This window comes from Camelimonas sp. FR25, from assembly GCF_059740505.1.
In genome coordinates this window covers 30998-43457 of the sequence record NZ_JCAWFG010000101.1, presented here as the reverse complement: position 1 = coordinate 43457, position 12460 = coordinate 30998, and the positions used below count along the sequence as shown (strand labels likewise).

Genomic DNA, 12460 nt, shown 5'->3' with positions numbered 1-12460 from the left:
TCTGGAAGGTTTTTCCAATCGGCGCGCCTGGTATGCGGCAGCCTTGTGCTCAGCAGCCACGCGGCCGCCTGGCGGCATCGCGCACCTTCCTCGGCGATGTCACGGGCTGACGATGCGGCGTGCGACCTGGCTTTGTGATCATCGCCACTACTTTCCGGGTGTGTGTCGGCGCAAGCCATGACGAGAGCGTCGTTATCTGGGTCGGGCGTCGGCGCCTGTCGGTATAAGTTTGGGTTTCTACGACGAAAGTCAGGGGCGCGTCCGGTGGGTGGGCGGACCAGGATTTATGGCGGTGTTTCAACGCGTTATCGCGATGGCGTCCCGGAGACGCTGTCTGCTCGGGCCGTGATTGCGCCGCAGCGCCCTTTAAGCAGGCGCACAATTGGTTTATATGTAAACTATCTGGCGTCGCCGTGAGGGCGTATGCCGCATTTTGCCTTGCGTGGGCAGGGGAGCCCGCTGGCTCACGTGCTGCCGCAAGTGGCTGGCCAGTCGCGAACATCGCGCCTTGCGCCGTATCTCATGTCTCCCGTCCGGGAGCTTCGACACACTGCCTGGCGACGAAGGTTCGCCGTGAGGAGTAGCCCATGCCGACCTATAAGGCGCCCGTTGAAGACGTCATGTTCCTGCTGCGCGACGTCCTCAATATTGAGCAATACGCTGATCTGCCCGGCTTTGCTGACGCGACGCCCGACATGATTGAGGCGATTCTTGGCGAGGGCGCCAAGGTTTGCGAGCAGGTGCTGCATCCGCTCAACGCCAGCGGCGATCTCGAGGGCTGTACGCGCTCCGATGATGGCGCGGTGACCACGCCGAAGGGTTTCCGCGAGGCCTATGACGCCTTCGCTGAGGGCGGCTGGATGGGGCTGGCGTCGAGCCCGGAATTCGGTGGCCAGGGTCTGCCCTATACGGTCGCCGCAGCGATGAACGAGTTCTCATCTTCGGCCAATATGGCGTTCTCCATGTATCCGGGGCTGACCATGGGCGCCGCTGCGGCGATCCATGTGCATGGCTCCGAGGCCATCAAGCAGACCTATCTGCCCAACATGCTGTCGGGCAAATGGTCGGGCACCATGAACCTGACCGAGCCGCATTGCGGCACAGACCTTGGTCTGCTCAAGACCAAAGCGGTGCGCAACGCCGATGGTTCGTTCGCCATTTCAGGCACGAAGATCTTCATCTCGGCGGGCGAGCACGACCTCACCGAGAACATCATTCATCTGGTGCTGGCCCGCATTGAAGGCGCGCCTGAGGGCGTCAAGGGCATCTCGCTGTTCGTCGTGCCAAAGTATATGGTCAATGCCGACGGCTCGAACGGCGCCCGCAACGCTGTCAGCTGCGGCTCCATCGAACACAAGATGGGCATCCACGCCAACGCCACCTGCGTCATGAATTATGATGGGGCGACCGGCTGGCTGGTCGGCGAGGAGAACCGCGGCCTCAACGCCATGTTCGTGATGATGAATGAGGCCCGGCTCGGCGTCGCCATCCAGGGGCTCGCCCAGTCCGAGATCGCCTATCAGAACGCCGCTTTGTACGCGAAGGAGCGTCTGCAGGGCCGGGCGCTCACCGGCGTCGCCGAGGCGGACAAGCCGGCCGACCCGATCATCGTCCACCCGGACGTACGCCGCACCCTGATGACCATTCGCGCCTTCAACGAAGGCGCTCGCGCCTTCGTGTTGTGGAACGCGCTGAAGAGCGACATCGCCCATCGCTCGCCTGACAAGGCCGCCGCCGAGGCTGCTGATGAGGTGCTCGGGCTGATGACGCCGGTGCTCAAGGGCGTGCTCACGGACGTTGGCTTCGACAACGCCGTACGCGCCCAGCAAATGTTCGGCGGCCATGGCTTTATTGTCGAGACCGGCGTCGAGCAGTTCGTCCGCGATGCGCGCATCGCCATGATCTATGAGGGCGCCAACGGCATTCAGGCGCTTGACCTGGTCGGGCGCAAGCTGCCGCGCAACGGCGGTCGCGCCGCCATGACGTTCTTCGGCGAGCTTCAGGGCTTCATCAGCGAGAATGAGGGCGACGCGGCGCTGGCGCCTTATCTGCAGGCGCTGGGCAAGGCGGCGGGCCGGCTGCAACAGGCGACCATGTGGTTCATGCAGAACGGGCTGAAGAACCCCAACAACGCCGGCGCTGGCAGCTACGATTTCATGCACATGGTGGGTCTGGTGGCCATTGGCTACATGTGGGCGAAGATCCTCAAGGCGCTGCACGCCAAAAAGGCAGCGGGCGAGACGCTGTCGCCGGCGCTTGAGGCCAAATTCGCCCTCGCCGATTTCTACGCCCAGCGCATGCTGCCGGAAACCTCGGCCCAGCTGGCGCGCATCTCCGCCGGCGCCGACGCCGTGATGGCCATGCCCGCCGACGCGTTCTGAGACAAAGCAAGGCGCCGCCCCGCTGGCGGCGCCTTTTTCATGGGGCACCGCGCCGATTCACGACGCGTCCCTGATACCAGGATGCGAAGATGCGAACGCATCCGCATCCTGAAATGCTCAGGCGCCGCACGGGCTTGACCAAAGTGCGATGAGTCGTGCTCACCGCACTTTGGTATGACGCACCCAGGCCGCGCCGCCGCCGCCTGCTCGCCATTTCTGGAGGCCAATCATGGCTGAAGCCTTTATTTATGACGCTGTCCGTACGCCGCGTGGTCGCGGCAAGAAGGATGGCGCGCTGCATGAATGTTCGACGCTGAAGCTGGCCAGCACGGTGCTCAGCGCCATTCGCGATCGCAATGGCCTCGACACCCGGCAGATCGATGACGTGGTGCTCGGCTGTGTCGATCCGGTGGGGGAGGCGGGCAGCGACATTGCCCGCGCCGCCGCGCTGGCCTCGGGCTTCAGCCACGAGGTCCCCGGCGTGCAGATCAACCGTTTCTGCGCCTCTGGCCTTGATTCCGTGAATTTCGCCGCCGCACACGTGATGAGCGGCCAGCATGACATGGCGATCGGCGGCGGCGTTGAATCCATGAGCCGCGTCGGCATGGGCGCGTCGGGCGGCGCCTGGCCGATGGATCCGGCGGTGGCCATTCCGGCCTATTTCATGCCCCAGGGCGTCTCGGCTGATCTGATCGCCACCAAATATGGCTTCAGCCGCGACGACGTCGACGCTTATGCGGTGCAGAGCCAGCACCGCGCCGCCATGGCGTGGAGCGAGGGGCGCTTCGCCCGCTCGATCGTGCCGGTGCGCGACATCAATGGCGTCACCATCCTCGACCGCGACGAGCACATGCGGCCCAACGCCGACATGCAGTCGCTGGGCCAATTGCAGCCATCCTTCGCCCAGGTGGCGGGCATGGCCGGCTTCGACCAGGTGGCGATCCAGGCTTACCCCGAGGTCGAGAAGCTTACTTATGTGCATCATGCCGGTAATTCCTCCGGCATCGTCGACGGCGCCGCCGCCGTGCTGGTGGGTAACCGCGAGGCCGGGGAACGCGCTGGCCTCAAGCCGCGCGCCCGCATCCGCGCCTTCGCCAATATCGGCTCCGAGCCCGCCATCATGCTGACGGGCCCGGTTGATGTGACGAAGAAATTGCTGGCCCGCGCCGGCATGCAAATCAGCGATATCGACCTGTTCGAGCTCAATGAGGCCTTCGCCTCGGTGGTGCTGCGCTATCTGCAGGCCTTCGACATCGACCCCGCGATCATGAACCCGAATGGCGGCGCCATCGCCATGGGCCACCCGCTGGGCGCAACTGGCGCCATGATCCTCGGCACGGCGCTGGATGAGCTGGAGCGCAGCGGCAAGCAGACCGCGCTCATCACTCTGTGCATCGGCGCCGGCATGGGCACCGCCACCATCATCGAGCGGGTCTGAGCCGCTGACGTTGCATCCGCTCCCGTCGCAGCCAGCCGCAAGGCCGTGGCTCCGGGGGCAGGAACGGGAGAACACCCCATGAGCTTCACGCAGTTTCATATCGATGTGGACGTCGACGGCGTCGCTGTCGTCAGCTGGGATCAGCCTGGCGCGCCGATGAATGTCATCAATGTCGCCATGATGGATGAGCTTGGCGCGGTCATCGATCGCATCGCGTCGGACGACGCCATCAAGGGCGCGGTCATCACCTCGGGCAAGGACAATTTCTCGGCCGGCGCCGATCTCAACATGTTGCAGGGCGCGCGCATTGAATATGAGCAGCGCGCCGCCCAAGGCGATACTGGCGAGGCCGCCGCCTTCTTCCTCGCCGAAACCCGCCGGCTGTCGCAGCTGTACCGGCGGCTGGAGACCTGCGGCAAGCCGGTGGCGGCGGCCATTCGCGGCCTGGCGCTCGGCGGCGGCTTTGAGCTGGCGCTGGCCTGCCACTATCGCGTGATCGCCAATGACAGCGCCAGCAAGGTGGGCCTGCCGGAGATCCAGGTCGGCCTGTTCCCCGGCGGCGGCGGCACCCAGCGCATCGCCCGCCTGCTGGCGACGCCTGATGCGCTGCAATTCCTGTTCAAGGGGCAGCAGATCAAGCCAGCGATGGCCCGGACCATGGGGCTGGTGCATGATGTGGTCGCCCCGGACGAGGTGGTGAACGCCGCCAAGGCCTGGATCACTGGCGGCGGCAAGGGCGTCGCGCCATGGGACGTCAAGGGCTTCAAGGCGCCGTCGGGCAAGGTGTTCTCGCCCATCGGCATGCAGGTGTTCCCGGCGGCCAACGCCATCCTGCGCAAGGAGACCTACGACAATTACCCGGCGGCCAAGGCGATCCTCGCCTCGGTGTATGAGGGGCTGCAGCTGCCGTTCGATCTGGCCTTGCAGGTCGAGAGCCGTTACTTCGCCCACATCCTGCGCACGCCGGAAGCGGCGGCGATGATCCGCTCGCTGTTCATCTCAATGGGCGAACTGAACAAGGGCGCCCGCCGGCCGCAGGGCGCGCCCAGGTCGAAGCTGCGCAAGCTCGGCGTTGTCGGCGCAGGGTTCATGGGGGCGGGTATCGCTTATGTCAGCGCCTTGGCCGGCATGGAGGTGGCGTTGCTCGACCGTGACCAGGCCGCCGCCGACAAGGGCAAGGCCTATTCGGAAAAGCTGATGGATGGCCAGGTGCGCAAGGGCCGCGCTACCCCGGACGCGCGCGACGCCCTGCTGGCCCGCATTACGCCGACCGCCGATTACGCCGCGCTGAGGGACTGCGATCTGGTGATTGAGGCGGTGTTCGAGGACCCGAAGATCAAGGCTGAGGTCATTGCCCAGGTTGAGGCGGTGATCGGCGCCGACGTGATCTTCGCCTCCAACACCTCGACGCTGCCGATCACTGGCCTCGCCGCAGCCTCAGCGCGCCCGGCCAATTTCATCGGCATCCATTTCTTCTCGCCGGTGGAGAAAATGCTGCTGGTCGAGCTGATCGTCGGCAAGCAGACTGGCGAGCAGGCGCTGGCGGTGGCCATGGATTATGTCCGCGCCATTCGCAAGACGCCGATCGTCGTCAATGATGCACGCGGCTTCTTCGCCAATCGCTGCGTCGGCGCCTATGTCCAGGAAGGCCATCTGATGCTGCTGGAGGGCGTGCCGCCAGCGATGATCGAGAATGTCGGTCGCATGGCGGGCATGCCGGTGGGGCCGCTGTCGCTGAATGATGAGGTGGCGATCGATCTGGCGCTGCGCATCGCCCGCGCCACGCGGGCGGAGGCTGGCGAGGCCGCCGTCAATCCGGATCAGCTGGCGTTGCTGGAGACCATGGTCGAGACCGAAGGCCGCCATGGCCGCAAGAACGGCAAGGGCTTCTACGACTATCTGGACGGCGGCGACAAGCAGCTGTGGCCGGGGCTGGCGAAGCTGCAGAAGGTGAAGCTCGACCCCGATACGCTCGATGTCACCGAACTGAAGCAGCGCATGCTCGTGGTGCAGGCGCTGGAGGCGGCGCGCAGCTTCGAGGAGGGCATCGTCACCGATCCGCGTGAGGCCGACGTCGGCTCGATCATCGGCTTCGGCTTCGCCCCGTTCACCGGCGGGGTGCTCAGCTATATCGACGGCATGGGCGCGGCGCGCTTCGTGGCGCTGTGCGAGAAGCTGGAAGCCAAATATGGCCCGCGCTTCCGGCCGAACGCGCAATTGTTGCAGATGGCCAAGGATGGCGGCAGCTATTATCCCCGGCCATCGCTCACGCAAGCGGCCTGAGCCGATACGGATCCATCACAAGGCCTGTGGTGGATCCGTCGTCCGCCCTGGCAGGGGCTGCTCCGGCTTGATGTGGGACCGTGGACTGCGATCCCCTTGCATGCACCCGCGCAAGGGGCCAGTCACGGAGCGCCGCGCGTCAGCTCAGGGCGCGGCCTGTAACAACTCGATGGCGATATAAGCGCCGTCGCGCTCGCCGCAGCGCACATTGATCTCCTGCCATTCCTGTCCTGGCGCGCTGGCGGCGCGCAGCCGCGCAGTCGCCGGTATGACGGTGACAGCGGCCACCGTGCGGGGATCGCTGGCGCTGAACGGCGCCATGGCGCGGCTGGTGCGCGCCGCCGCCAGATTGGCTCTGGTGAAACCGATGCGATCCCATTTGCTGGTTTTGGCGAATACATGGGCGTAAGCGGCGCATGTCGCGATGGTGCGCGGCGCCTTGCTGTCATGCATCAGCGTCTTGAGGTTGCCTGAAAATGCGCGCCCGGCTTCGGGTAGTGGCTCCGCCCGTGCGGCGCCGCCGAGTACTGCAGCGCCAAGCATGATGGCGACCAGAGCTGTGCGCATGGCTTTGACCTTTCCGGTTATGGCGCGCGCTGACAAGGGCGACGCCTGGCTATGGCATTGTCGGCCGGACGCAGCCGGGGCGCCAGCGCATGTTCGGGTCAATCAGAACGGGAGCAGGCACGCAGAACGCGGGTCTTGCGTGATAGGGCTCGCCGCTTGGCCATAGGGGGCGCCGCGCGCCGCGTCCGGACGCGACTTGCCTGCAGGCGGGAGGTTCTGCGCCTCCCGGTCTGGTCTCCGGTGAACTTTCTCCGACGCCGCGAACCACGCACGCCCCGGACAGCGCCGGGGTGAGGCGCCTTGCGGCAGTCCCGGCGGCGGCAAAACCGGCTACATAGCAGTGGCGGACGCCCGTCCTGCCAGCTCTGCGCGCCGCGCCAGCGGACGTGTGCAGGCGGTTGCGACCCCGTCGGGCGGCATCTGGTGGTCAATGTGCCAGCGCAGGCGAACGGGCGCTGTCGCCAGATGGCGACCTGGGGGGCAGGGCGCCTGTGGGAATCAGTCTGGCGGCGCTTCGCCCCGGCAGGCGGCGGGTGCTAAGCATGGTGCGGTCAATCAATGCCGGCTCATGCTCTGACGCTGATGGTTGCGGAAGATCCGACAGGCGCTGCCGTCTGACGGAACGGCGCGCCAGCACGTGGGCCGGAAGGGAAACGGATGAAGGTCAATATCGACATGGGCGCTGCGGCTCGCGGCGTCGTGGCGGCCCTGGATCTGGAAGAACTGCTGGCGACCCGCCTGCTGGTGCAGGGCAATTCCGGGTCCGGCAAGTCGCATCTGTTGCGCCGCCTGCTGGAGCAGAGCGCCCCCTGGGTGCAGCAATGCATCATTGATCCCGAAGGCGACTTCGTCACGCTCGCCGACAAATTCGGTCATCAGGTCGTCGACGCCGCCCGCACCGAGACCGAGCTCACCCGCATCGCTGGCCGGGTGCGCCAGCATCGCGTCTCGGTGGTGCTCAATCTCGAGGGGCTCGACGTCGAGCAGCAGATGCGCGCCGCAGCGGCATTCCTTGGCGGCATGTTCGACGCCGACCGCGACCATTGGTATCCGGTGCTGGTGGTGGTGGATGAGGCGCAATTGTTCGCCCCGGCCGTTGGCGGCGAGGTCTCGGATGAGGCGCGCAAGCTGTCGCTGGGCGCCATGACCAATCTGATGTGCCGTGGCCGCAAGCGCGGCCTCGCCGGCGTCATCGCCACCCAGCGCCTCGCCAAGCTGGCCAAGAATGTGGCGGCGGAAGCCTCGAACTTCCTGATGGGCCGCACCTTCCTCGACATCGACATGGCCCGCGCCGCCGATCTGCTCGGGATGGAACGGCGCCAGGCCGAGATGTTCCGCGATCTGCAGCGCGGCAATTTCATCGCGCTGGGTCCGGCGCTGTCACGGCGGCCGCTGCCGATCACCATTGGCAAGGTCGAGACCTCGGCGCGTTCCTCCAGCCCGAAACTGATGCCGCTGCCTGAAGCGAGCGAGGACACGCGGGATCTGATCTTCACGCCAGGTCCGGAGGAGGCGACGCAGATCATGCGCCGGCCGCCGCCGCCGCGGCCGGTGCCCACCGCCGACATTCTGGCGCAGCTGTCACAGCCCAAACCCGCGCCGGAGCCGCCGGTCCAGCCAGTGTTCGCCATTATCGATGAGGCGGAGCGAGCGGCAGGCATCGAGCTGGTGCTGCGCGAAATTCTGGAAGACCCCGACGCGGCCTTCCGCTCCGACGCCGTGCTGTATCAGGACTTCCTGGTGCGCTCGCGCATCCGCCGCGTGCCCGGCGAGCCGCTTACCCTGCCGGCCTTCCGCCGCCAGTTGGCGGTGGCGCGGGCGGGCGTCGATGAGAAGGCTGGCGGCGAGGGCTGGGATGTGGCGCTCAGCCTGTCGGCCAGCCTGCCGGATGATTTGCAGGGCATGTTCCTGCTGTTGGCCCGCGCCGCGCTCAATCGCGCTCCGTGCCCATCCGACGCCACGCTCGCGCGCGCCTATGGCAGCCATTCGCCACGCCGGGTGCGCCGCCTGCTGACATATTTCGAAGAGCGCGGCCTTTTGGTGACGCGCATCGACTTTCACGGCAAGCGGGTGCTGGCCTTCCCGGACATGGGCTGCGAGACCGCGCCCGGTGACCCGGATGGGCCCGAAGAGGTGCAGCGCGACGCAGCGGAATAATCAGAGGGCGGCGGGCGCGCATGCCCGGCGCTCCGCGTGTCGCGCCGCGTGATTGATACCAGAACCCGATGAGTATAACTCATCGGGTTCTGGTTAAGCCCCTGCGGCGCCTGAGTATTTCAGGATGCGGATGCGTCAGCATCTTCGCATCCTGGTATGACGGCGCCGATAGAAAGCGCCGCCGCTGCGCCCCGCTTGCAGCGACCGCCAAGCGCCGCGCGATGTGAAAACGCACCCCGGCGATCGCTTGCGGTAGTGGGCGAACGGGCGCCTTTTTTCCCAAATTTTTGCGCACTATGAACGTATTAATTCGCTAGCAACGAGGCACTATACGTATTGATCGGCGTAAAGCGTCCAGAAATAGTGCGCTTTTCCGCATTCGTATTCATGAATTGTCATTTATATTCAGTATTTCTGCAACGATATTCATCGACAGGAGCTGTGTTCACATGGATCATGTCGGGCAAAAGGATGATGTCATGGGCAAAGTAGCCCTTGGACTTGCTGTGGCGCTTGCGTGGGTTGTTCCAATCCTGGCTGGGGCGCCTGCTCACGCTCATGCACATGCGCAATTGGTTTCCGCCCAGGGCCCCAGGCAGGAGCTGGCGTTGGCGGACAAACATGAAGATGACTGTGCGGAGGCGCGGGCAATGATCCGCTACGCCTGTGGCAGCGGTGATCCATGGGCCTGTATTGGCGCGCATCTTGGCTCGCTGGCCGGCGGCTGCGGCTGGCAGTAAACGCCTTCGGGCTTGCGCCTTGAGGCAGTTGAAGCCGTTGCAGCCGATGCAGTCCTTGAAAGGATTGACGTCCGTGGGGCGCCTGAAACGCTTGGCAGGCCTGGCGCCCTTGGTGCCTCTTGCCGCATAGACGTCGGACCAGGCAAAAAAGGGCGGGCCCATCGCGGCCCGCCCTTGTGATTGATCTTGCGCCAGAAGGTCGCCGCGTCGCCTCAGGCCAGGGCGCGTTTCGGCTTGCCCTTGTCCTTGCCCGCGCCAGCCTTGGCCTTCGCCGCCGGCTTTCCGGCAGGGCCAGCCAGTTTGCGGTCAGCTGCCTTCGCCTTGCCCCAGGGCTTCACGCCGTGCGGAGCCTCGAACATCGCCGGATCGCGCGGGGCGCGGTCATCGACCATCACGTGCTCGGCGCTGTCGCGGAATTTGCCGGCGCGCGGCCGAGACGCTGCGTCCGCCGCAGGGTCCCAATTGGCGTTGCGCTCGTGCGGGCGCGACGGGGCCGGGCGCGGCGTGTTGAAGGCGCCGCCCTCACGGGGGCCACGCTCTTCACGATGGGCGCGACCATGCGGAGCGCGCTCGCCAGCGAAGTGGCGCGGGCCGCGCTGCGGCGCATGGCCCGGGGCGCCGCCAGCCGGCGGGCCTGCCATCGGCACAATCTGGATGCCTTCCGGGTCCGGGCGGCGGGCCGATTTGCGGAAACGCTCCAGCGCCGCCGGGGCGACCTCAAAGGCGGTTTCCTCATCGGAGATGCGGATGGCGCCAATGTCGCGGCGGGTGACATTGCCCCTGCGGCAAATCATCGGCAGCAGCCATTTCGGATCGGCGTTCTGGCGACGGCCGACATTGAGGCGGAACCAGGCGCCGCCTTCGGTCGGGCCATCCTCAAAGCTGCGCGGCGCGCGCTCACGCGTCGGGCGCTCGCCAGGATCGGTGACCTCTTCCGGCGCTGGCAGGCCGGCGCGGTGCATGCGCACCAGGGCGGCGGCCAGATGCTCGGCCGAATGGATGGCCAGCAGGCTCAGGCCCGCCGCCATGTCTTCCTCATTTGCCGGCTCGACAATTGCCGGGCTCTGCAACATGCGCTCGTCATCGAGGCGGCGGACCTCCTCGGCTGTCGGCGCGCCCGACCAGATCGGCTCGACGCCCATGCCGCGCAGCTGGTCCTCGGTGCGACGCCGGCGGAACGGCGGAACCAGCAGGACGCTGACGCCCTTGCGGCCAGCGCGGCCGGTGCGTCCCGAACGGTGCTGCAGGCTCTCGGCGTCCTTGGGCAGCTCGGCATGGATCACCAGGCCGAGGTTGGGCAGATCAATGCCGCGCGCCGCCACATCGGTGGCGACGCAGACCTTGGCCCGGCCATCGCGCAGGGCCTGCAGGGCGTTGTTGCGCTCGTTCTGGGTGAGCTCGCCCGACAGCGACACCACCGAGAACTGACGCTCCTGCAGCATGGCCTGGACGCGGCGCACCGCCTCGCGGGTATTGCAGAAGACGATGGCGGTGGGCGTCTCGTAATAGCGCAGCACATTGACGACGGCGTTGTCGACGTCCTTGGGCGTCACGCGCATGGCGCGATATTCGATATCGGCGTGGCCGCCTTCGGGCGTCGCCACTTCGATACGCAGGGCGTCGCGCTGGTAGCGTTTGGCCAGCATGGTGATGCCACGCGGCATGGTGGCCGAGAACAGCAGGCTCTGACGCTCCGGCGCGGTGGCGTCGAGGATGAATTCGAGGTCTTCGCGGAAGCCGAGATTGAGCATCTCATCCGCCTCATCGAGCACGGCGACCTTCAGCTGGGACAGGTCGAGGCGGCGGCGTTCGATGTGATCGCGGAGACGGCCGGGGGTGCCGACGACGATATGGGCGCCGGCCTCCAGCTGGCGCTGCTCCTGGCGCGGATCCATGCCGCCGACGCAGGAGACGACGCGGGCGCCGGTCTCGCCATACAGCCAGCCAAACTCACGCTGCACCTGCAGCGCCAGCTCGCGGGTCGGGGCCACCACCAGCGCCAGCGGCGCGCCAGCCGGGGCGAAGCGCTCTTCGGCGCCGAGCAGGGTCTCGGCCATGGCGAGGCCAAAGGCTACGGTCTTGCCAGAGCCGGTCTGGGCGGAGACCAATTGGTCGCGGCCACGGGCCTCCGGCGCCAGCACGGCTTCCTGCACCGGGGTCGGCTTGTCGTAATTGCGGGCGGCGAGGGCGCGGGCAAGCGCCGGGTTCGACGTCATAAAGGACACGGAATCTGAACCTGTCTGTCAGTCGCAACGTCCAGGCGCGGGCCATGCCCGCAGCCAGTCTGGACCTGCGTTTCATAAGGGATGGACGCGGCGGCGTGGTCGTTGGGCATCCAGCGGGACAACCCGGGACGAGCCCATGACCTGCGCGGCGACCTGACGCCGGGGCTTGTTGCGGCTAATGCGCCGCGTCCCCTGCATCGTCTGGTTGTGCCCTGACGTCGTCCGGCGCCCCCTGCGGGCCTGGACCTGTGATGGCGCTGTCCATTGCACGCGGCGACGCCACGCGCAGGCCAGCTCCAGCGTCGGAGCGGTTAGCAATAAAATGATCAGGCTCGCTGGATGCTTGCGCATCAGCGGGCGCTTTCCCATCGGTTGGCGGAGGAAACAGGCCTCCGTTGTCACCAACCCTCGGGGGCCGGACCGGATGGTCTGGCCTGAAAGCGCCCGTTCAACCGGCGCTGCGCCGGAACCTCTTGGGGAGCCATGTAAGAATTGGTTGGCCGTCTTTAACCTGTTCCGACGCGGAAGGCCACAGGGGCGATCAAGGTTTCGGCGGCCATTGCGTCGCAGGCGCGGCAAGTCGCTTGCCTAGCAAGTCACTTGCCTTGCAAGACGCTTGCCTGGGCTGACGCCGTCATCGCCGGCGCCGGCGCCGGGGCCTGCGCCGTG

At 66.5% G+C, this 12460-nt stretch carries 7 protein-coding genes; 4 read left to right on the top strand and 3 right to left on the bottom strand.

Annotated features, from left to right (window positions below):
- Window positions 1-587 precede the first annotated feature (587 nt).
- From AC6A67_RS14535 to AC6A67_RS14525, 3 genes are all read left to right on the top strand, one after another.
- On the top strand, window positions 588-2381 hold the full coding sequence (locus AC6A67_RS14535) for an acyl-CoA dehydrogenase C-terminal domain-containing protein (RefSeq protein ID WP_498037272.1): 1794 nt from the start codon (window positions 588-590) through the stop codon (window positions 2379-2381).
- Between the two features lie 229 nt (window positions 2382-2610).
- Complete coding sequence (locus AC6A67_RS14530; protein ID WP_498037271.1) at window positions 2611-3819, top strand: acetyl-CoA C-acetyltransferase; 1209 nt, start codon at window positions 2611-2613, stop codon at window positions 3817-3819.
- A gap of 78 nt (window positions 3820-3897) precedes the next feature.
- A complete protein-coding gene (locus AC6A67_RS14525) occupies window positions 3898-6102 on the top strand; it encodes a 3-hydroxyacyl-CoA dehydrogenase NAD-binding domain-containing protein (protein ID WP_498037270.1) in 2205 nt (734 codons plus the stop codon).
- Window positions 6103-6246: 144 nt separating this feature from the next.
- On the opposite strand, the gene AC6A67_RS14520 is transcribed toward AC6A67_RS14525, so the two are convergent.
- Window positions 6247-6669 (bottom strand): BspC domain-containing protein, encoded by a 423-nt coding sequence (locus tag AC6A67_RS14520; protein WP_498037269.1) that lies wholly within the window; start codon window positions 6667-6669, stop codon window positions 6247-6249.
- 657 nt (window positions 6670-7326) lie between these two features.
- Here AC6A67_RS14520 and AC6A67_RS14515 point away from each other — a divergent pair.
- Window positions 7327-8826, top strand: coding sequence for a helicase HerA domain-containing protein (locus tag AC6A67_RS14515; RefSeq protein WP_498037268.1), 1500 nt, complete (start codon window positions 7327-7329; stop codon window positions 8824-8826).
- A gap of 395 nt (window positions 8827-9221) precedes the next feature.
- Here the strand turns inward: AC6A67_RS14515 and AC6A67_RS14510 are convergent, their stop codons facing one another.
- The gene (locus AC6A67_RS14510; RefSeq protein WP_498037267.1) at window positions 9222-9728 is read right to left on the bottom strand and encodes a hypothetical protein; all 507 of its coding nucleotides are present in this window, start codon (window positions 9726-9728) and stop codon (window positions 9222-9224) included.
- A 50-nt stretch (window positions 9729-9778) separates the two neighbouring features.
- Window positions 9779-11791, bottom strand: a complete 2013-nt coding sequence (locus AC6A67_RS14505) for a DEAD/DEAH box helicase (protein WP_498037266.1) — start codon at window positions 11789-11791, stop codon at window positions 9779-9781.
- Window positions 11792-12460 lie beyond the last annotated feature (669 nt).